The sequence below is a fragment of the Streptomyces sp. YIM S03343 genome (assembly GCF_054729195.1).
This window is the reverse complement of sequence record NZ_JBPUKX010000001.1, coordinates 7,793,741-7,812,724: the sequence shown is the minus strand read 5'-3', so window position 1 is coordinate 7,812,724 and position 18,984 is coordinate 7,793,741. Positions and strand designations below refer to the sequence as shown.

The window sequence follows — 18,984 nt, the reverse complement described above, 5'->3', positions numbered from 1 at the left end:
TGCCAGCCCGGCCCCGTCCGGCCCGTTCGGATGAGCGTCCCGGTCAGGTGAGTGCTTCCTGCCACTCCACCACACGCCAGGACTTCACCACTCCGTGCGCCACGAACGGGTCGCCCGCCACGAACGCCTCGGCGGCCTCCCGGGTGGTGAACACCGACATCGCGCCGTCCTTCTGCGCGTCGGTGAACGGGCCGATGAGAAGCAGTTCGCCCCGCTCGGCGAAGCCCCGGTAGTAGGCCTGGTGGGCCGCGAAGTGGGCGGCCGCCTTCTCGGACACGCCCTCGGCCGACTCGTAGAACACGACGTACTTCATCGGACGGCCTCCAGCGGAGCGCGCGGAGCAGGCAGAGCGGGCGGGTGAGCCCTGACTCAGGCTAACCGCCGGCCTCTCCCCCGCCACCCGTACGCGCCCCCGGACGCACCCTCGGATACACGTCGAGCCACCCGCACATCCCGAATCGGCCGTGCTCCAGCGGCTGTTCGGCGTGTACGGCGGCGTCGGCGAGATGGGAGACGTCGTCCCACGCCAGATGGGCGAGTTGGTCGCCGGTCGCCTCGGCGGCGGCCACCACGCCGGTCCGCCAGCGCTCGCGCCAGTCGGCCAGCCTCGGCCGGACCAGTGCGGCGGCGGCCCGGTGGAAGGCGGCCAGCGGTTCCGGGCCGTCCGCGTCGCACAGGGCGCGGTAGCCCTCCAGCGCCAGATCGCGCCGGGCGCGGGCGGCGCGTTCCTGTTCCGCCTCGGGCGCGTCGGGCGGGATCGTGGTGGCCGCGGCGTAGGTCGCCGGGTCGGTCAGATGCTCCGGCGGCAGGGTGAGTACGGCGTCCCCGGCCTCCGGGAGTCCGCCGTTCTGCATCAGCACGGTGATGCGCAGGCCACCCTGGTTGACGAGCCGGTGGATCGTGCCCGGCGTGAACCAGGCGACCGTACCGGGTTCGAGAGTCGTCACGCCGTACCCGGACGCGGTGAGGGTCTGTACCGCGCCCCGGCCGCCCGTGACGACGTACGCCTCCGAGCACACCAGATGCACATGGGGCGTTCCGCCGCGCAGGCCGTCGGCGGCGGGCCAGTCGTAGACCCGCAGATGGGAGACGGCCACCGCGCCCGGCAGCCCGTACGGTGGTCTGGGTCTGATCACCATGGGTGTTCCTCCAGATACTTGGTGATCTCCTCGCGCCCCCATGCCCCGTCCGCCACCGCCACCCGGTAGCGGCGGGTGAGGGTGGCGCCGGGGGCGAGGGCCAGTTCGGTGTGGAAGGACCAGGACGGGGCCACCCCCGCGAACGGGTCGCTGCGCACGAACCAGTGCGCGGGATGGGTGCCGTCCGCGCCGGAATGGTCGTTCTCGGGGGCGTGCGCGAAGATCAGCGTCGCATGGCCGTCGGTGCCGTCGTGCTCGCCGCAGTAGGCGAGCCACGGGGCCTGGGTGCCCATCATGCCGGGGCCCTCGCTGTCGGGGCCGATGACGCGGCCGTCCCGGAAGGCGCGCGGGCCGCGCCAGAACAGGCCGGTGTAGCCGGCCAGTTCACGCCCCGCGGTGGTCGGGCTGCCGAACCGCAGGGGAACGTCACGGAGGTTGGTGACGGCGCTCGTCCAGGTCAGCGCCCAGGAACCGGCGTCCGGGTCGACGTCGTGCACCTCGATGCGCCGCAGCTCGTCGGCCCACAGGTCCCCGTCGTGCGGGTGCCAGGTCAACCGCTCGGCGATCAGCGCCCGTTCCCCGTCGGAGCCGACCTCGTCGAAGGAGACGTGTGCCATGCAGCCGACCCGCTCGGGAAGTGCGAGGTACCCCTTGCCGTGCACATAGGTGTTGCCGCCCCACAGGTTCGCCCCCGACAGATGCGAGGCGGTGAGCGACAGGCCCTTGTGCCAGCGGTGGTCGTTGGGCCGGTAGCCGGTGACGATGCCGCCGGACAGGGTGCGCATCGGGTGGATGTACGGCTTCGGCGCCTCCCACGCTGCCTCGGGGGCGTAGACGTAGCTGAGCAGTTCGATGCCGGAGGCCCGGTCGATCAGCGTGACCCGGTCGCCGTGGGCGTGGACGATGCGCGGACCGGTCATGCGGAGACCTCCCGTGCGGCGTCCCACTCGGTACCGGCCTGGCCGGTCCGCTCGGTACCGGCCCGGCCGGCCCGGCCGGCGGGATCCGGCTCCGCCCCGCCGGGCGCCCAGCCCGGCGCCCCACCGTGCAGCGCCGTGTGGTACGGGTCCCCGGGACCGATCTCGCCCGCCCGCACCGTGGTGTCCGTGAACGCCGACTTGTAGAGCGCGCTGATCAGTTCCAGGCTGGTGCGCCCGTCGGCGCCGCTGGCACGGGGCCGCCGTCCCGCGCGCATGCTCGCGACCAGCTCACGCAGCTGCGCCAGATGAGAGCTGGGCACGTCCGGCCCGAAGTGCACCCACTCCGCGGCGTGTTCGCCGGGCACGTCGGGCGCCGGGGTGATGCGCCAGTCGGCGTTGGCATGGCCGTACAGGTGCGTGAGTTCCACGGTGGCCTGCTCGCAGTCGATGCGGATGCGACTGACCTCGGCGGGGCTGAGCACGCTGTTGACCACCGTCGCGAGCGCGCCGTTCTCGAAGCGCACCAGGGCGGTGGAGACGTCCTCGGTCTCCACGTCGTGGACCAGCCGCCCGGCCATGGCGCGCACCTCGTGCCACGGGCCGAGCAGATCCAGCAGCAGATCCATCTGGTGGATGCCGTGGCCCATGGCGGGCCCCCCGCCCTCGGTGTCCCAGCGGCCCCGCCAGGGCACGGCGTAATACGCGCTGTCCCGGTACCAGGTGGTCTGGCAGTGCGCGACCAGCGGCCGTCCCATGGCCCGCTCGGCGAGCAGCCGCCGGATGTGCCGGGCGCCCGAGCCGAAGCGGTGCTGGAAGACGATCGAGGCGTAGGGGCCGCCGTCGGTGCCCTCGGCGGCCTCCACGGCGGCGTAGTCGGCGAGCGAGGGCACCGGTGGTTTCTCGCACCACACCCACGCCCCGGCGTGCAGCGCGGCGAGGGTCTGTTCGCGGTGCAGGGTGGGCGGGGTGCAGATGGTGACCAGGTCGGGCCGCTGTTCGCGGAGCATCCGGTCGAGGTCGGTATAGCCGTGCGGAACGCCGCCCTCCGCGCAGAACGCCTCGACGGAGCCGGCGTCCACGTCGACGGCGGCGACCACCTCGGCCTCGCCCTCCTCGGCCAGCCGGGCGAACGCGGGCAGATGGGAGCCGCGCGCGATGGCGCCGGTGCCGACGACGGCCGCCCGGATGCGGCGGCCGGCGAACGGAGCCGACGGGGGCCGGGAGTTGCCCGGCGGGACGGTGGACGGCGACATGAGGTGATCAACCCCCCAGCGGGTTAGCAAGCGCTTTCTCCTGCGCCGCAACGTACGAGCCGGTACGACGGCCGGTCAACACCCAATCACCCCCGCTCCCGACCGGCCAGAGCCAGGTGGCCCAGATGGTCAAGGAACGGTCAATGAGCGGCCAAGAAAGGCCCGTGACACGCATGTCACAGCGGGGCGCTAGGCTGGCGCTTCGCACACCTGATCACCGCGAACCGCGGTGCGGGTGTGCCCGTTTGGCCTTGCCCTCCCACCATCAGCGCTTGGACGCCGCCACTCCATGTCTTGGTTCGAATCCCTCATCCTCGGGCTGGTCCAGGGGCTGACCGAGTTCCTGCCTGTCTCCTCCAGTGCCCATCTGCGGCTGACCGCCGCGTTCTCCGGCTGGAAGGACCCGGGCGCGGCCTTCACGGCGATCACCCAGATCGGCACGGAGACCGCCACACTGATCTACTTCCGCAAGGACATCGGCCGGATCGTGTCAGCCTGGGCCCGTTCCCTGGTGAACAAGACGATGCGGGGCGACCACGACGCCCGGATGGGCTGGCTGGTGATCGCAGGCTCGATACCCATCGGCCTGCTCGGCGTGACCCTCAAGGACCAGATCGAGGGGCCGTTCCGCGATCTGCGGGTCACCGCGACCACGCTGATCGTGATCGGCGTGGTGATCGGCGTCGCCGACCGGCTGGCGGCGCGGGACGAGAAGGGCGGCCGGCACCGCGCGCCCAAGCAGCGCAAATCGCTGGAGGACATGAGCGTCAAGGAGGGCCTGATCTACGGCCTCTGCCAGGCCTGCGCCCTCGTCCCGGGCGTCTCCCGTTCCGGCGCCACCATCAGCGGCGGTCTGTTCATGGGCTACCGGCGCGAGGCCGCGGCCCGCTACTCCTTCCTCCTGGCCATCCCGGCGGTGCTGGGCTCCGGGGTGTTCGAGGTCAAGGACGCGCTGGAGACCGACCACGTGGACTGGGGGCCGACACTGTTCGCGACGGGGATCGCGTTCGCGTCGGGATTCGCGGTGATCACCTGGTTCATGAAGTGGATCTCCAGCAAGAGTTTCATGCCGTTCGTCTGGTACCGCGTCGCCCTCGGCATCGCGATCATCGGACTGGTGGCGACGGGCGTGCTCAGCCCGCACGCGGCCGAGTCGGCGGGCTGACCCGGCACCGCGTCCGACACTCCGCCAAATCGGCTGTTCGGCACGGCAGTTGCGCCCGTGTCCAGCCGTACCCGTGACCAACTCCATACGGGTTGCGTAGCTGCCCGGTAGCGCAGCGTCAGTGCCCTCGCCTACGCTTGGCGGCATGTCCCCCGATTCCGTGGCCCCTGGTTCCGTGCGCTCTGCTGCCGAGTTGAACGAGCAGATCCGCGCGCTGTGGCTGCGCGCGGGCGGCAGGCTGTCCGCGCAGGAGCGCGCCGAGTACGAGCTGCTGGTCGTGAGGTGGGCCGCGGCCATTCGCGGCGAGATCATCGAGGCGGCCTGACGCGGCGCGCGGCGACAACCCGTCGGCGACGACGTACCGGGGTCCGCCCGTCCCGCCGTGCCCCGCATGACGTCTCGTTCGTCCTGCTGTCTCGGTCGTCCGGCCGCCCTGTCGTCTTCTTCCAGCCGTCAGGTCGTCGCACGGCTCTTGGCTCCGCGCGCCCCGTGCCCAACACTGACCCGATGACACAGCGTGTGGAACTCGCCACCGTGCTGGACCGGCTGGCCGTGGACGGGCTGATCACCGAGTACGCGGTGGCGGTGGACGACGGCGACTGGACGGCGTACCGCGCGCTGTTCGCCCCGGACGGCCGGGCCGACTACCGCTCGGCGGGCGGTATCGAGGGGGACGCCGGCCGGGTCGCCGACTGGCTCGCCGAGAGCCTGCGGATCTTCCCCATGCGGCAGCATCTGATCGTCAACCGGCGGCTGCGGTTCGGGGTCCTGGCACAGGACACCGGCGACATGGCTCAGGTGCAGGCCGACTACCTCAACCCCATGCGTTTCAGCAGCGGCGGCCGGGAGACGCCCGGCGCCTCCACCGCCCCGGACTTCGTCTGCGGCGGGCGCTACTCGTTCGGGCTGGTGCGGACCGCGGAGGGCTGGCGGCTGACGGACGTCGTCGTCCAGGAGAAGTGGCGGCAGTTGCCCGGCCCGTCCACCGGCGGGTGAGCACGGGCGGGGATGATCACCGGGGCCGATGGCCCCCTGTCGGAGATCGGCTCCGGGCGCGCACACTGGAGCCACCCGCTGGGTAGGGAGCCGCCGTATGAAGACCTTGGATCACTGGCTCACCTCCCCCTGGCGCCGCTGCGTCGTCGCCGCGCTCGCCGGTGCGCTGCCCGTGCTCGCCTTCCCGGCGCCGTCCCTGTGGTGGTTCGCCTATGTCGCCCTGGTGCCGTGGATGCTGCTCGCGCGCTCCGCGCCGACCGGGAAGCGGGCGGCCTACGACGGCTGGTGCGGAGGGCTCGGCTACATGGTGGCCGTGCACCACTGGCTGCTGCCGAGCCTGCATGTGTTCATCTTCCTGATCGCCGGAATCCTCGGTGCGCTGTGGGTGCCCTGGGGCTGGCTGGTGCGGCGGCTGCTGAGCGGAGTGCCGTCCCGGGCCCGGGCCGCGGCCGCGTTCCTGGTGCTGCCGTCGGGCTGGCTGGCGGTCGAGCTGGTGCGGTCCTGGCAGGGGCTCGGCGGGCCGTGGGGCATGCTCGGCGCCAGTCAGTGGCAGGTGGAACCGGCGCTGCGGCTCGCGTCGATCGGCGGAGTGTGGCTGCTGAGCTTCCTGGTGGTCGCCGTCAATGTGGCCGTCACCCTGCTGATATCGGTGCGGGCGGCCCGTGTGCCCGCCCTGGCCTCACTGCTCGCCACGGCCGCCGCGACCTCGGTGGCCTGGGTGTGGGCACCGCGCCCCGACGTGGACGGCAGGGTCCGCATAGCCGTCGTCCAGCCCGGCCTGATCGGAGGCACCGACGGCCCCGACCGGCGTTTCGACCGCGAGGAGCAGCTCACCCGGCAACTCGTCGGGCAGCACATCGACCTGATCGTCTGGGGCGAGAGCAGCGTCGGCTTCGACCTGGGCCAGCGACCCGACCTGGCCAGGCGGATCACCGCGCTGTCGCGCGACACGAAGGCAGACATCCTGGTCAACGTGGACGCCCGGCGCTCCGACCGGCCCGGCATCTACAAGAGCGCGATCCTGGTCGGCCCCCACGGGCTGACCGGCGACCGGTACGACAAGATGCGGCTCGTCCCGTTCGGCGAGTACATACCGGCGCGCTCCCTGCTCGGCTGGGCGACCTCGGTGGGCAAGGCGGCGGGCGAGAACCGGCAGCGCGGCACCGAGCAGGTGGTGATGAACGTCGGGCACGGGCTGCGCATCGGTCCGCTGATCTGCTTCGAGACCGCGTTCCCCGACATGAGCCGCCACCTCGCCGCGGACGGCGCCGATGTACTGGTCGGCCAGTCCGCGACATCGACCTTCCAGCACAGCTGGGCCCCCGAGCAGCACGCCTCGCTCGGCGCGCTGCGGGCCGCGGAGACCGGCCGCCCGATGGTGCACGCCACTCTGACCGGCGTCTCCGCCGTCTACGGCCCGCGCGGCGAGCGCATCGGCCCCTGGCTCGGCACCGGCGCGAGCACGGCCCAGGTGTACGAGGTGCCGCTCGCGCACGGGATCACACCGTACGTCCGCTTCGGCGACTGGCCGGTGCACGGCGCGCTGCTGGTGCTGCTGGCGATGTGCGCCACGGAGGGCTTCCGGGCGGTCAGGCCGCGCCGGACCGCTCCTGAACCGCACGTACCACCCGCTCGCACAGTTCGTGAGTCGCCAGCGCATCCCGGGCGCTGAGCACCTTCCCGTCCCGTACGGCGCCGAGGAAGGCGAGGACCGCCTGCTCGATGCCGCGCTGCCGGGCCACCGGCACCCAGTCGCCGCGCCGCCGCACGGTGGGCTGGCCCTTGTGGTCGATCACCTCGGCGAGGTTGAGGACCTGGCGCTTGGTGTCCTGCCCGGAGACCTCCAGGATCTCCTCGGTCGAGCCGTTGAGCCGGTTCATCACGCCGAGCGCGGTGAAGCCGTCGCCGGCGAGCTGGAGGACGACATGGTGCAGCAGGCCGTCCTGGACGCGGGCGCGCACGGTGACGTCGTCGACCGGGCCGGGCACCAGGAAGCGCAGGGTGTCCACGACATGGATGAAGTCGTCGAGGATCATCAGGCGGGGCTCCTCGGGCAGCCCGACGCGGTTCTTCTGCATGAGGATCAGCTCACGCGGATGGTCGGCGCACTGTGCGTACCCGGGGGCGTAGCGCCGGTTGAAGCCGACCGCGAGGGACACGCCCTGCTGTTCGGCGAGGGCGACGAGCCGTTCGGACTCGTCGAGGCGGTAGGCGAGCGGCTTGTCGACGTAGGTGGGGACACCCGCCTCCAGCAGCCTGGCGACGATCTCGGGGTGCACCGGCGTGGGCGCGTGCACGAAGGCGGCGTCCAGGTCCTGGGCGATCAGGTGGTCGAGGTCGGCGTGCCGCTGCCCGGACGGGAGGTGCAGACCGTCGGCGACCCGGGTGAGGGTCGCCGCGGTGCGGGTCTGCACATGGAGTTCGACGCCGGGCTGGACTGCCAGAACCGGCAGATATGCCTTCTGCGCGATGTCGCCGAGTCCGATGCAGCCGACCTTCACGGGCGCTCCTTGCGGTTGCCTGACATTGCCTTCCGGCAGCATACGGGGGCCGGCGGACCCGCCCCCTGGCGGATGTCGGCACCCCGGGAGAGGATTCCGGGCATGACAACCGACCGCAACGAACCCGCCCAGGACGCCGGCGAGCGCGCCATGCTGGAGGGCTGGCTGGAGTACCACCGCCGGACGCTGGCCTGGAAATGCGAGGGGCTGACCGACGAACAGCTCAGGACCGCCTCCGTCCCGCCGTCCGAACTGTCGCTGTTGGGACTGGTGCGGCACATGGCGGACGTGGAGAGGAACTGGTTCCGCAAGGTGCTCGTGGCCGACGACCCCGGCCCGATCTACTGGAGCAAGGAGGACCCGGACGGTGAGTTCCACCTCACCGAGGCCGACACCTGGGCGGAGGCGAACGCCACGTGGCAGGCGGAGATACAGGTCGCCCGGAGCAACGCGGCCGGCTTAGCGCTCGACGAGCTCTCCAAGGGCCGCAGCAGGTTCTCCGACGAGCCGTTCAGCCTGCGCTGGATCCTCACCCACATGATCGAGGAGTACGCCCGCCACAACGGGCACGCCGATCTGCTCCGTGAGCGGATCGACGGGTCCACCGGGGACTGACGCGGCGTCAACCCTGGGCCGCCTCTTCGCTCGAAGAGGTTACGACGTCCCCGGCATGGAGCACGTCGGAGCGGCCGGGTGTTCCCTGCCGGGCCGCCGAACCAGCAGAGTGACGCGGGTGCATCGAACGACGACCACCGCAGCGCTCCTGGTCACCGTGGCCGCAGCGGCTCTCTCCGGCTGTATGACCGTCCAGCGCCCTGCCGTGCCCGGGCCGTCGGCGGCCCCCTCCCCGCTCTCGGCGCCGGGGCCGGACGGCTCCACCCGGCCCCGGGCCGTGCAGGCCCCGGCCCGGGAGGCTCTGGAGGTGACCGGACCCTCACGGCGGGCCAGCCCCGGCGAAGGGCACCCGGACGGGGCCACCGCGGCTCCCGCACCCGTCCACCGCCACACACTCCCGGACTCACGGCCACACCCTGCGCCGCGGCCCCCGGTGGACGTCCCCACGGTTCCCGACGCGTCCGGGATCTCCCGCACCGTGCGCAGGAACACCGATGTGTGCGCGCTGGGCAGGAAGTACGGCGGATGGCGCCCGGACAGCCCCGAGTCGACCGTCTGCGAGCGGGCGTACAAGCCGTGAGGACGCCGTGCCGTGAACCGGCACCTCGCCGGTCCGGTGCCTCCTCGGTCCGTTGCTACGGCCCCTCCCCCAGCGTCAGCTCCAGTCGGCTGATCTCCGCCCGGACCCCGTCGCCGTAGCCGTAGCCGTCGTGGGCGAGGGCGTCGGCGGCGCGGCGGGCCCTGCGCAGATGGCTGCGCGCTGCCTCGGGGCGGCCCAGCCTCGCATAGTCCGCCGCGAGGTCGAGGTGGAGGGCCGGGGTGAGGGCGCGCACGGCGCGCACGGCGAGCAGGGCCGGGAGGTCGGCGGCGGAGGCCTCGGTGAGTTCCTCCGCCGCCGACAACGCCCGCAGGTCCCACGCCAGTTCGTCGGCCGGGTCGTCGTGGGTGTCGGCCAGGTAGTGGGCCAGGGTGCACCGGTGCAGGGCGTCCCCGTGCTCGCCGAGTTCGCCCCACAGGGCCAGCAGCCGGTCCCGTGCCTCCTCGCGGTCCCCGGCGTGGTGCAGCATGACGACCTGCCCGATCCGCGTGAGCACGGCGTCCGGCGCCGCATGCCCCTGTCGCTCCGCCACCGCACCCTCCGCGCCCTCGTCCGCTGTGCCCTCCGACAGTAGGGCGTGTCCGACACTTCGCGTCGGATCAGCGCGCGGCGTCCGGTGCGGTGCAGGAAGTACTCCCGGCCGCATTGCCGCCGGCGCCGGTCAGCCCAGGTCGGGGATGGTCCAGTCGATCGGGTCGTGACCCTGCTCGGCCACCGCCGCGCTGATCTGGGTGAAGGGGCGGGAGCCGAAGAACTTCTTGGCGGACAGCGGCGAAGGGTGGGCGCCCTTCACCACGACGTGCCGGGTCTCGTCGATCAGCGGGAGCTTCTTCTGGGCGTAGTTGCCCCACAGCACGAACACCGCGGGGTCGGGGCGGCCTGCCACCGCGCGGATCACCGCGTCGGTGAACTTCTCCCAGCCGCGGCCCTTGTGCGAGTTGGCCTCGCCGGAGCGGACCGTGAGCACCGCGTTGAGCAGCAGGACGCCCTGCTCGGCCCACGGCATCAGATAGCCGTTGTCCGGGATCGGCGTGCCCAGTTCCTCCTTCATCTCCTTGTAGATGTTGCGCAGCGACGGCGGGACCTTGACGCCGGGGCGGACCGAGAAGCACAGGCCGTGACCCTGGCCCTCGCCGTGATAGGGGTCCTGGCCGAGGACCAGGACCTTCACCTTGTCGTACGGCGTGGCCTCCAGCGCGGCGAAGACCTCCTCGCGCGGCGGATAGACGGGGCCGTTCGCCCGCTCCTCCTCGACGAACTCGGTGAGCTCCTTGAAGTAGGGCTGCTGCAGTTCGTCGCCCAGCACGGAGCGCCAGGACTCGGGCAGCATGGCGAGGTCGGTCACGTCAACGTCCTTACGATGTTCGGTCACTTCGAAGGTCCGGCGCAGGTCCGGTCCGGGGTCCGTCGCGGCGAGGTCCCCATGGATCCAGAACCTACAGGCGCCCACTGACAATCGGCCCCCGGACGGGTGAAGCCGTGCGCTGCCGACGGCCTCGGCCTACCAGCTCGTCTTGCGGTGCAGGACCCACATCATCATGATCGTCGACGGGTCGAGAGCCTGTTCGCCGCCCGAGATGTCGTCGCTGGCGCCGACGTACTGTCTGCCCTGCCACAGCGGCAGCAGCCGCACGTCGTCGGCCAGGATCTGCTGGGCCCGCTGGAACTGCTTGACCACGGCGGCCCGGTCGCCCTCCCGCCGGGACTTCGGCAGCAGCACGTCGGTGATCTCCCGCGCCGGGTACGGCGTACCGAGGGCGTTGCGCGCGCCGACGAACGGGGCGATGAAGTTGTCCGCGTCGGGGAAGTCGGGGGACCAGCCGCGCCCGAACACCGGATACTCGCCCTTCTCGTACCCGGCCACGTACGTCTTCCAGGGACGGCTCCGGAGGGTGACGGTGAACAGCCCGGAGCCGTCGAGCTGCCGTTTGAGCTCGGCGAACTCCGCCGCGGTCGCGGAGCCGTAGCGGTCGGTGGTGAACCAGAGGGTGAGCGGGACCCGCTTGTGGATGCCCGCCGCGGCGAGGAGGGTGCGGGCCTTATCGGTGCTGGGGTCGCCGAAGGCGTCGCCGAACACGGCGGTGTGGCCGGTGAGGCCCGAGGGGACCATGGAGTACAGGGGGTCCACGGTGTCCTTGTAGACCTTGTGGGCGATCGCCGAACGGTCCACGATCTGGGCGACGGCCTTGCGGACGGCGGGCTTCGCGGCCCAGGGGTCCTTGGGGTTGAACACCAGGTAGCTGATGTCGGTGCCGCTGCCCTCGACGAGTTGGAGCCCGGAGCCGGGGCCCTCGTCCTGGAGGGCGACGATGCCGTCGGCGGCGAGGCCGCGGTAGGTGACGTCGATGTGCCCGTCGCGCAGGGCCTTGACCATGGCGGCCGAGTCCTGGAAGTAGCGGATGGTGACGGCGTCGTTCTGTCTGCGGGCGAACCCCTTGTAGTGCTCGTTGCGGATGAGCCGGGCCTGCTTGCCCTCCTCGTACGACTGAAGCTTGTAGGGCCCGGAGCCGCGCGCGCCGCCGTCCTTGCGGAGGGAGTGCGCCGGGTAGTCGTCGGGGTCGACGATCGACATGGCCGGGGTGGCGAGCACGAACGGGAAGGTGGCGTCGGGCCTGCCGAGACGGAAGACCACCTCGCGCTCGCCCAGGGCCTGCACCCGGTCGAGGCTGCCGAGCAGCCCGGCGGGTCCGGTGGGGGCGTTGACGGCGCGTATGCGCTCGATCGATCGCTTGACGGCCTGCGCGTCGAGCGGGTCGCCGTCGGAGAAGGTCAGGCCGACGCGCAGTACACAGCGGTACGTGGTGTCGGAGCTGTCGGTGAACCTGCAGCTGTCGGCGGCGTCGGGCCGGGGCGTGGTCGCACCGACGGGATAGGCGAGCAGCGTCTGGTAGATGTTGCGGAACAGCTCCCAGGAGCCGTCCCAGGAGGCGGCGGGGTCCAGTGTGCTGGGCGCGCTGGTGGTGCCCACCACGATGGGCCCGGAGCTGCCGGACCTCTGCGTGGAGAACACCCCGCATCCGGCCACCAGGAGCGACATGGACGCGATGAGCGCCGCTCGCCGGAGGCCTCGGTTCCGTCTGTACACGCGCACGCTCCTCGATCCGCCGTCACCAAGGGTCGGCAGACCCTACCGCAGCGTGACGGATGGTGAACCTGGTTCGCGAGGGTTTGTGAACCGGCCTTGATCAGGTGGTTCATGACGACGTTGTCATCCGGCCGTGTGTCTCGTGGACCCCTCCCGTACGACGACGAGGGCGCCGTCCCCGTCAGGGGAGCGGCACCCTCGTGAACCCGTAGGTCACGTTCGCAATGTCCGGAACTCCGGGTCGGACAGGGTCCGGAATCAGCCCACGCCGGCGTTGAGGAAGATGCCGCCGTCGACGACCAGCGTCTGCCCGGTGATCCAGTCGGACTGCGTGGAGGTGAGGAACGCGGCGGCGCCGCCGATGTCGGCGGGCACCCCGAGCCTGCCCAGCGGGTAGGAGGCGGCCGCCTCCTCCTCGCGCCCTTCGTACAGGGCCTGGGCGAACTTCGTCTTGACGACGGCCGGGGCGATCGCGTTGACCCGCACCCGGGGCGCGAACTCGTGCGCCAGCTGCTGGGTCAGGTTGATCATCGCGGCCTTGCTGACGCCGTAGGCGCCGATGAAGGGCGAGGGCGAGAGACCGGCGATGGAGGCTATGTTGACGATGGCGCCGCCGTTGTCCTTCTGCCAGGCGTGCCAGGTCTTCTGGGCGAAGCCGAGCGCGGAGATCACATTGGTCTCGAACACCTTGCGGGCCACGTTCAGGTCGAGGTCGGCCATCGGCCCGAACACCGGGTTGGTCCCGGCGTTGTTGACCAGGAAGTCGACGCGCCCGAACGCCTCCATGGCGCGCCCGACGGCCTCAGTCTGGTGCTCCAGATCGTGCGCCTTGCCGGCGACGCCGATGACCCGCTCGGAGCCCAGCCTTTCGACGGCCTCCTTGAGAGCCTCCTCGTTGCGCCCGGTGATGCACACCCGGTCACCCCGGGCCACCAGCGCCTCGGCGACGCCGTAGCCGATACCGCGACTGGCGCCGGTGACCAGAGCGGCCTTGCCGGAGAGCTCGGGGAGTTGCGAAGTCATGTTCCGGTTTCCTTGATCGGTCTGTGGGACGGTGTGTGGATCGGTGGCAGGTGCCGGCCGATACGGCCAGCCGATCCGAACGGTCGACCGGCAGTCCGACCGGATCGGCCGGATCGGCCGCACGTCGCCTGGCCGGTCGGCAGTCAGCCCGGCCGGTCGGCAGCCGGCCCGGCCGGTCGGCAGTCAGCCCGGCCGGCCGGGCCGCCCGCCGGCCCGATCGACCGGCGGTCCGGCCGTCTGCGGCATGATCCGCCGGACAGGCCCTAGTTGAGGGGCCCGCCCGCAACGTACAGCACCTGGCCGGAGACGAATCCGGCGCTCTCGCCGGTGAAGAAGGCGATCGCGTCGGCGATGTCGTCGGGCTCGCCCACGCGCTGCACCGGGATCTGGGTGGCGGCCGCGGCCTTGAACTCCTCGAAGCCCATGCCGACGCGCGCGGCGGTCGCGGCGGTCATGTCGGTGGCGATGAAGCCGGGGGCGACGGCGTTGGCGGTGATGCCGAACTTGCCCAGCTCGATGGCGAGGGTCTTGGTGAAGCCCTGGAGGCCGGACTTGGCGGCCGAGTAGTTGGCCTGGCCGCGGTTGCCGAGCGCCGAGGACGACGAGAGGTTCACGATCCGGCCGAAGCCCGCGTCGACCATGTGCTTCTGGACGGCCTTGGTCATCAGGAACGAGCCGCGCAGATGCACGTTCAGGACCGTGTCCCAGTCCGCGGCGCTCATCTTGAACAGCAGGTTGTCGCGCAGCACGCCCGCGTTGTTGACGAGGATCGTCGGCGCGCCGAGTTCCTCGGCGACCCGGGCGATCGCCGCCTCCACCTGCGCCTCGTCGGAGACGTCGGCACCGATCGCGAGGGCCCGGCCACCGGCCGCGGTGATCTTCTCCACCGTGTCCTTGCAGGCGGCCTCGTCGAGATCGATCACCGCGACCGCCCTGCCCTCGGCGGCCAGTCGTACGGCGGTGGCTGCACCGATACCGCGCGCAGCGCCGGTGACTACGGCGACCCGCTGCTCAGTGGTGGTCATCGCTGAATTCTCCTCGCCCTCGAGAAAGCCTTGTCGGCAGATCTGGTCCGCGGCTCCCACGGTACGCCCGACAGTGAGCGACCGCTTAGTACCTTCGGCACACGAGACGCTAGAAGTCCTGGCACTCGGTGTCAACGGGGTGCACGGCGGGTGTGATTCATCACCTGACGAGGAGAGCGAGCAGCCGTTCGGTCTCGGCGGCCGGGTCGGTGGTGAGCCCGGTGTGCACGGGACCCGGCTGCACGATCGTGGAGCGGGGCGCGATCAGCCAGCGGAACCGCCGCCCGGCGTCGTCGAGTCCGGCCTGGCCCGCCATGTCGCCGCCGGTGCACACGCTCTCCACACCGGCCAGGGCGGCCCGGACGCCCGCGGTGTCCGCGTCCGGGTCGAGGGCCAGCAGCCTGGCCTCGTCGAGATGGGTGCGGGCGCCGAGGTAGGAGCGGGCACGGCAGTAGACCAGCACTCCGGCGTTGATGCACTCCCCGCGCTCCACACGGGGCACGACGCGCAGCAGGGCGTACTCGAACACGTCCCGGTCGCCGCCCTGGCCCGCCCGGGTGATGTGGCGCTCGGCCACATGTCCGGCGATGTGGAGGTGGTGCTCGGTCATGTCTTCCCTCCGGTGGTGGACCGGTGACCTGCGTCCGCGGTGGATGCGATGCCGGTGATGCGTTCGTGGACGAGGGCGGCGCGGGCGAGCAGGGGCCGGGCGTAGGCATGCCGGAGCTCGTCGGGGGTGTCGAACCCGGGCTCGCCGTGCAGCCAGACGTCGGGGATCTCCGCCGTGACCTCCGCCAGGAGCTGCGCTGTGACCAGGGGCGCGAGGTCCGCGGCGGCGGAGGCGACATCCGGGGCGAAGCGGGCGAGGGCGTGGTCGGAGGCGTCGTAGGGGCGGGCGGCGGAGGTCTCGGCGCCGGGCCAGTTGTGGTGCCAGATCATGGTGGCGCCGTGGTCGATGAGCCAGAGTTCACCGCGCCGCACCAGCAGGTTGGGATTGCGCCAGGACCGGTCGACGTTGTTGATCAGCGCGTCGAACCAGACGATCCGCCCGGCCTCCGCGCGGCTCACCGGGAAGGCGAGGGGGTCGAAGCCGAGGGCTCCGGAGAGGAAGTCCATGCCGAGATTGGTGCCGCCGCTGGAGCGCAGCAGTTCCTGCACCTCCGGGTCGGGCTCACCGAGTCCCAGCACCGGATCGAGGCCCACGGTCACCAGGCGCGGCACCCGGAACCCGAGCCGTCTGGCCAGCTCCCCGCACAGCACTTCGGCGACCAGTGTCTTGCGGCCCTGTCCCGCACCGGTGAACTTCATGACGTAGACACCGAGGTCGTCCGCCTCGACGAGCCCCGGCAGCGAACCGCCCTCACGCAGCGGCGTGATGTAGCGGGTCGCGATCACCTCTTTCAACATCTTCCAAGGCTAACGAAGGGTGATCGCGGGCGAGGAACGCCCGAGCCGACGTGCCGATGTCACCACGCACTTTCCTGAGTCCGGAACGGGACGTCGCCGCCGACACCCTGCCGCCCAGGGCATCGGCCGCAGGCGGTCTCGCTCTGCGTCCCGGTCTCACGCGGCGGTGCCGTCGGCCTCCATGGTCATGCGGGCCACGTGGAGCGCGAGGTAAGAGACCTCGTCCTCGGTCAGATGCTCTCCCAGACGCAGCTCGATAACTGTCGCCAGCTGCTGCGCGGTGTGGGTCGCCTCCGGGTAGTGGTCGCGGATGCCCTTGCCGAGCGTGGACTCCTGGCCCTTGAGCTGCTGATGCTGCTGGACCCGTACGAAGAGGTAGCGCACGTGGGTGATGAACCTCGCCGCGCTCATGGACTCGTGGGAGACGTCCAGCCCGTACCGCTCCCGTACGACGGCGAGCATCTGCTGGATGACCCCGGTCATCGTGTAGGTGAACGACAGGTCGCCCGAGACGAAGCCTGCGTTGACCAGGTGCAACGCGAGCGCGGTCGCCTCGGAGGGGTCCAGTTTCGGGTTCACGCGTTCGTTGATCGCCTGCAGCAGGAGCTGCGCCTGGGCGTACTCGGTGGCGTAGAGGGTCTGTACCTCGGCGCGCAGCGGATACTCGATGGTGATGCCTCGCGCGGCCCGGTCCAGCGCGCCGGCGACGTGGTCGGCGACGGCGATGGCGAGGGTGGGGCGAGTGGAGTCGCGTCGCTCGATGCCGACCTCGCTGAGGGCGATCACGACGGCCCGCAGGACCTCCTCGCTGATGAGGGCGAGGGCCTCGGCCAGATGGTCGGGGTCGCGGCCGTCGGCCGGGACGAAGACGCGCTCGATCAGCGCGTCGTCGACGCGCTTGCCCTGGCGAGCGCCGAAGCCGATGCCGAGCCCGGTGAGGATGACCTCTTGGCCCTTCTCGTCGCGCGCGAGGACCACGTTGTTGTTGAGGACGCGCAGCGCCTTCACTGCCGGCCCTCCTTTCTGTCCATGTCCCATCCTCTCTTGAACCGACACGGCGCGCGCACGCCTCCCTCAAGGGGCCGCGTGCGCGCGCCGCGTCAATGGCGGGTCATCACCGCCGCACGGTCACCACCGGGGCGCCGACGGCGACGTCCTGCCCCGCGTGCGGCTCGACCGAGGCGACGTTCGCGGTGTTGAGGACGGTCATGAGCGTGACGGTCGGGTGCCCCGCGGCGCGCACGGCGTCGAGGTCGACCTCGGCGAGGTGGTCGCCGACAGCGACCTGCTGGCCGACCGCGACGCGCACCTCGAAGCCGTCGCCCTTCATCTGCACCGTGTCGATACCGATGTGGATGAGCACCTCGATACCGTCCGCGGTGCGGATTCCGAAGGCGTGGCCGGTGTTGGCGACGGTGATCAGCTCACCGGCGACCGGGGCGACGACGTGGCCGTCGGCGGGCTCGATGCCGACGCCCTCACCGAGCGCACGGGAGGAGAAGACCGGGTCCTCGATCTCGCCGAGGCCGACCACACGACCCGCGACCGGCGCCGCGAGCTCAGTGCTCTTCCCGGCACCGGCGGACACACCGGCCGCGCCGGCGGACACCGCGGCGGAGCCGACGGTGGCAGCGGCAGCCGCGGTGGCGCCGACTGCGACGAGCTCGCGCTCAGCGACCTCGGCGCGGGCGGCGGGCACTGCCGCCTCGCCGCGGGCCGCGGCCTCGGCGGCGTCGCGCTCGGCGTTGGCCTCGGCGCGCTCCTCCTTGGTGCGGTAGTCGGAGAAGACCACGAGCGCCATCGAGGTGATGAAGGCCGCCGAGATCGCGATGATGTACTTGATCATCGGGTTGAAGACCGGGATGGTCAGCACGGAGGTGAAGGCGAAGGCATTGGTGTTCACGCCGCCCAGGAGGCCGATGACCACACCACCGACGAGGCAGCCCACGAGCATGCGCGGGTAGATCCGCTTGAAGCGCAGGTGGATGCCGTACAGCGACGGCTCGGAGATACCGCCGAGCAGACCCGCGGCGAGAGCACCGGTGGCGGTCTGGCGCATGTCCTTCTCACGGTGCCGGATCGACAGCAGCAGGACACCGGCGGTCGCGCCGAAGCAGGCGAAGTTCCACGTGCCCATGGGGCCCTGGATGAAGTCGTACCCGAGGGTGTTGATGTTCACGAGCATGAGCGCGTTCAGCGGCCAGTGCAGACCCAGCGGCACCAGGAACGGGTACAGCATCGGGATGACGATCGCGAAGACGATCGGGGCGTTGCTGTTCAGCCAGGACAGACCCGTGCCGAGGCCGTTGCCGGCCCAGATGCCCAGCGGGCCGATGAGGAAGGCGGTGAGCGGGATCATGATCAGCATGCTGAAGAACGGCACGAAGACCATCTGCACGTTCTCGGGGAAGATCCGCTTCAGGCCCTTGTAGACCACGGCGAGCAGGGCGACCATCAGCAGCGGCACGAACACCTGGCCGCCGTAGTCGTTGAGCTGCATCGGCAGCCCGAAGACGTGCGCCACGGACTCCGTGGTGCCCAGCGTGTGGTTGATGTGGGTCTCGACGCCGGGGGTCTTGGACCCGATCATGCCGCTGAAGTTCGGGGTCATGATCGCGGCCATCACCGTGGCGCCGAGCCACGGGTCGACCTTCAGCTTCTTGGCTGCGTTGTACGCGACCATGATCGGCAGGAAGTACAGCACCGAGCGCCACATCGCGTCGACGAACACCCAGGTGGCGGACTTGTTCGCGGCACGGAAGTCGACCAGGCCGAAGGCGTCGAGCATCGAGGCGATCGCGATGATCAGCGAGGCCCCGAGCAGCACGCCCAGGAGCGGGCGGAACGAGTCGGAGAGGTACTCGAAGAAGTTGTCGAGCCAGGCGAAGCGACCGCGGCCCTTGGCCCGGATCGCGGCCTTGACGTCGGCGTCGGACTGCGGGCGGGGCGTGCCGCCGCCGCGCATCGACGGCAGATTCATGATGTCGGAGTAGACGCCCGCAACGGCTCCGCCGATCACGATCTGGAAGCGGTCGCCGGACTGCGGCACGGTGCCCATGACGCCGCTGAGGGCGTCGAGGGCGGCCTGGTCGACCTTCTTCCCGTCATGGAGCTGGAAGCGCAGCCGCGTCGCGCAGTGCGTGAGGCTCTCGATGTTCTCGGGTCCGCCTACGCCGCGGAGGATCTGCTCCGCCAGCGCCTCGGGCCCCTGTGCCGGTGTGTTCATGATGCGTCCCTGCATCCCTGTTCTGCCGTCT

At 71.2% G+C, this 18,984-nt stretch carries 20 protein-coding genes; 6 read left to right on the top strand and 14 right to left on the bottom strand.

From position 1 onward, the window contains the following. Window positions 1-43: 43 nt before the first annotated feature. The 4 genes from ACSYGN_RS34520 to ACSYGN_RS34505 all read right to left on the bottom strand — a co-directional run bounded on the left by ACSYGN_RS34520 (window position 44) and on the right by ACSYGN_RS34505 (window position 3,312). Window positions 44-313, bottom strand: coding sequence for a YciI family protein (locus tag ACSYGN_RS34520; RefSeq protein WP_460402692.1), 270 nt, complete (start codon window positions 311-313; stop codon window positions 44-46). 61 nt (window positions 314-374) lie between these two features. Beyond that, window positions 375-1,139 carry a cupin domain-containing protein gene (locus ACSYGN_RS34515; protein ID WP_460402690.1) on the bottom strand — a complete coding sequence of 255 codons (765 nt, stop codon included), beginning with the start codon at window positions 1,137-1,139 and terminating at the stop codon, window positions 375-377. Next, on the bottom strand, window positions 1,133-2,059 hold the full coding sequence (locus ACSYGN_RS34510; protein WP_460402688.1) for a DUF6807 domain-containing protein: 927 nt from the start codon (window positions 2,057-2,059) through the stop codon (window positions 1,133-1,135). The genes ACSYGN_RS34515 and ACSYGN_RS34510 overlap by 7 nt, the downstream gene beginning before the upstream one ends. Continuing rightward, on the bottom strand, window positions 2,056-3,312 hold the full coding sequence (locus ACSYGN_RS34505) for a Gfo/Idh/MocA family protein (protein WP_460402686.1): 1,257 nt from the start codon (window positions 3,310-3,312) through the stop codon (window positions 2,056-2,058). The genes ACSYGN_RS34510 and ACSYGN_RS34505 overlap by 4 nt, the downstream gene beginning before the upstream one ends. A 289-nt stretch (window positions 3,313-3,601) precedes the next feature. Between ACSYGN_RS34505 and ACSYGN_RS34500 the strand changes: the two genes are divergently transcribed. From ACSYGN_RS34500 to lnt, 4 genes are all read left to right on the top strand, one after another. Further along, window positions 3,602-4,477 carry an undecaprenyl-diphosphate phosphatase gene (locus tag ACSYGN_RS34500; RefSeq protein ID WP_460402684.1) on the top strand — a complete coding sequence of 292 codons (876 nt, stop codon included), beginning with the start codon at window positions 3,602-3,604 and terminating at the stop codon, window positions 4,475-4,477. A 145-nt stretch (window positions 4,478-4,622) separates the two neighbouring features. After that, window positions 4,623-4,802, top strand: a complete 180-nt coding sequence (locus ACSYGN_RS34495; protein ID WP_460402682.1) for a hypothetical protein — start codon at window positions 4,623-4,625, stop codon at window positions 4,800-4,802. A gap of 182 nt (window positions 4,803-4,984) precedes the next feature. Further along, window positions 4,985-5,473: a nuclear transport factor 2 family protein gene (locus ACSYGN_RS34490; RefSeq protein WP_460402680.1), complete on the top strand. Its 489-nt coding sequence runs from the start codon at window positions 4,985-4,987 to the stop codon at window positions 5,471-5,473. 97 nt (window positions 5,474-5,570) lie between these two features. Then, a complete protein-coding gene (gene lnt / locus ACSYGN_RS34485; RefSeq protein ID WP_460402678.1) occupies window positions 5,571-7,145 on the top strand; it encodes an apolipoprotein N-acyltransferase in 1,575 nt (524 codons plus the stop codon). On the opposite strand, the gene ACSYGN_RS34480 is transcribed toward lnt, so the two are convergent. After that, window positions 7,063-7,974: a Gfo/Idh/MocA family protein gene (locus tag ACSYGN_RS34480; protein WP_460402676.1), complete on the bottom strand. Its 912-nt coding sequence runs from the start codon at window positions 7,972-7,974 to the stop codon at window positions 7,063-7,065. The genes lnt and ACSYGN_RS34480 overlap by 83 nt on opposite strands. A 102-nt stretch (window positions 7,975-8,076) precedes the next feature. Between ACSYGN_RS34480 and ACSYGN_RS34475 the strand changes: the two genes are divergently transcribed. Further along, window positions 8,077-8,589: a DinB family protein gene (locus ACSYGN_RS34475; protein ID WP_460402674.1), complete on the top strand. Its 513-nt coding sequence runs from the start codon at window positions 8,077-8,079 to the stop codon at window positions 8,587-8,589. A 118-nt stretch (window positions 8,590-8,707) separates the two neighbouring features. Continuing rightward, complete coding sequence (locus tag ACSYGN_RS34470) at window positions 8,708-9,169, top strand: hypothetical protein (protein ID WP_460402672.1); 462 nt, start codon at window positions 8,708-8,710, stop codon at window positions 9,167-9,169. A 55-nt stretch (window positions 9,170-9,224) separates the two neighbouring features. Here ACSYGN_RS34470 and ACSYGN_RS34465 read toward each other — a convergent pair whose 3' ends face one another. The 9 genes from ACSYGN_RS34465 to ACSYGN_RS34425 all read right to left on the bottom strand — a co-directional run bounded on the left by ACSYGN_RS34465 (window position 9,225) and on the right by ACSYGN_RS34425 (window position 18,953). Continuing rightward, window positions 9,225-9,719 carry a hypothetical protein gene (locus ACSYGN_RS34465; protein WP_460402670.1) on the bottom strand — a complete coding sequence of 165 codons (495 nt, stop codon included), beginning with the start codon at window positions 9,717-9,719 and terminating at the stop codon, window positions 9,225-9,227. A 129-nt stretch (window positions 9,720-9,848) separates the two neighbouring features. Continuing rightward, complete coding sequence (gene ung / locus ACSYGN_RS34460) at window positions 9,849-10,532, bottom strand: uracil-DNA glycosylase (RefSeq protein ID WP_460402668.1); 684 nt, start codon at window positions 10,530-10,532, stop codon at window positions 9,849-9,851. Between the two features lie 156 nt (window positions 10,533-10,688). Next, a complete protein-coding gene (locus ACSYGN_RS34455) occupies window positions 10,689-12,272 on the bottom strand; it encodes an ABC transporter substrate-binding protein (protein ID WP_460402666.1) in 1,584 nt (527 codons plus the stop codon). 258 nt (window positions 12,273-12,530) lie between these two features. Beyond that, window positions 12,531-13,295 (bottom strand): SDR family oxidoreductase, encoded by a 765-nt coding sequence (locus tag ACSYGN_RS34450; protein ID WP_460402664.1) that lies wholly within the window; start codon window positions 13,293-13,295, stop codon window positions 12,531-12,533. A 263-nt stretch (window positions 13,296-13,558) separates the two neighbouring features. Continuing rightward, window positions 13,559-14,320: a 3-oxoacyl-ACP reductase FabG gene (gene fabG / locus ACSYGN_RS34445; RefSeq protein WP_460402662.1), complete on the bottom strand. Its 762-nt coding sequence runs from the start codon at window positions 14,318-14,320 to the stop codon at window positions 13,559-13,561. Window positions 14,321-14,480: 160 nt separating this feature from the next. Continuing rightward, window positions 14,481-14,930, bottom strand: coding sequence for a DUF3037 domain-containing protein (locus tag ACSYGN_RS34440; RefSeq protein ID WP_460402660.1), 450 nt, complete (start codon window positions 14,928-14,930; stop codon window positions 14,481-14,483). Further along, window positions 14,927-15,727, bottom strand: coding sequence for a HipA family kinase (locus ACSYGN_RS34435; RefSeq protein ID WP_460402658.1), 801 nt, complete (start codon window positions 15,725-15,727; stop codon window positions 14,927-14,929). Before ACSYGN_RS34435 ends, ACSYGN_RS34440 begins: the two co-directional genes overlap by 4 nt. A gap of 156 nt (window positions 15,728-15,883) precedes the next feature. Further along, entirely contained in the window at window positions 15,884-16,735 is an 852-nt protein-coding gene (locus tag ACSYGN_RS34430) for a PRD domain-containing protein (protein ID WP_460402656.1), read from the bottom strand. Window positions 16,736-16,841: 106 nt separating this feature from the next. Next, complete coding sequence (locus tag ACSYGN_RS34425; RefSeq protein ID WP_460402654.1) at window positions 16,842-18,953, bottom strand: glucose PTS transporter subunit IIA; 2,112 nt, start codon at window positions 18,951-18,953, stop codon at window positions 16,842-16,844. Between the last annotated feature and the right edge of the window lie 31 nt (window positions 18,954-18,984).

Bases quoted from the DNA above. Each gene is read 5' to 3' on its own strand.
- ACSYGN_RS34495 (WP_460402682.1), top strand. From the start codon at position 4,623: ATGTCCCCCGATTCCGTGGCCCCTGGTTCCGTGCGCTCTGCTGCCGAG.
- ACSYGN_RS34475 (WP_460402674.1), top strand. From the start codon at position 8,077: ATGACAACCGACCGCAACGAACCCGCCCAGGACGCCGGCGAGCGCGCC.
- lnt (WP_460402678.1), top strand. From the start codon at position 5,571: ATGAAGACCTTGGATCACTGGCTCACCTCCCCCTGGCGCCGCTGCGTC.
- ACSYGN_RS34490 (WP_460402680.1), top strand. From the start codon at position 4,985: ATGACACAGCGTGTGGAACTCGCCACCGTGCTGGACCGGCTGGCCGTG.
- ACSYGN_RS34505 (WP_460402686.1), bottom strand. From the start codon at position 3,312: ATGTCGCCGTCCACCGTCCCGCCGGGCAACTCCCGGCCCCCGTCGGCT.
- ACSYGN_RS34500 (WP_460402684.1), top strand. From the start codon at position 3,602: ATGTCTTGGTTCGAATCCCTCATCCTCGGGCTGGTCCAGGGGCTGACC.
- ACSYGN_RS34440 (WP_460402660.1), bottom strand. From the start codon at position 14,930: ATGACCGAGCACCACCTCCACATCGCCGGACATGTGGCCGAGCGCCAC.
- ACSYGN_RS34520 (WP_460402692.1), bottom strand. From the start codon at position 313: ATGAAGTACGTCGTGTTCTACGAGTCGGCCGAGGGCGTGTCCGAGAAG.
- fabG (WP_460402662.1), bottom strand. From the start codon at position 14,320: ATGACCACCACTGAGCAGCGGGTCGCCGTAGTCACCGGCGCTGCGCGC.
- ACSYGN_RS34435 (WP_460402658.1), bottom strand. From the start codon at position 15,727: ATGTTGAAAGAGGTGATCGCGACCCGCTACATCACGCCGCTGCGTGAG.
- ACSYGN_RS34450 (WP_460402664.1), bottom strand. From the start codon at position 13,295: ATGACTTCGCAACTCCCCGAGCTCTCCGGCAAGGCCGCTCTGGTCACC.
- ACSYGN_RS34515 (WP_460402690.1), bottom strand. From the start codon at position 1,139: ATGGTGATCAGACCCAGACCACCGTACGGGCTGCCGGGCGCGGTGGCC.
- ACSYGN_RS34425 (WP_460402654.1), bottom strand. From the start codon at position 18,953: ATGAACACACCGGCACAGGGGCCCGAGGCGCTGGCGGAGCAGATCCTC.
- ACSYGN_RS34510 (WP_460402688.1), bottom strand. From the start codon at position 2,059: ATGACCGGTCCGCGCATCGTCCACGCCCACGGCGACCGGGTCACGCTG.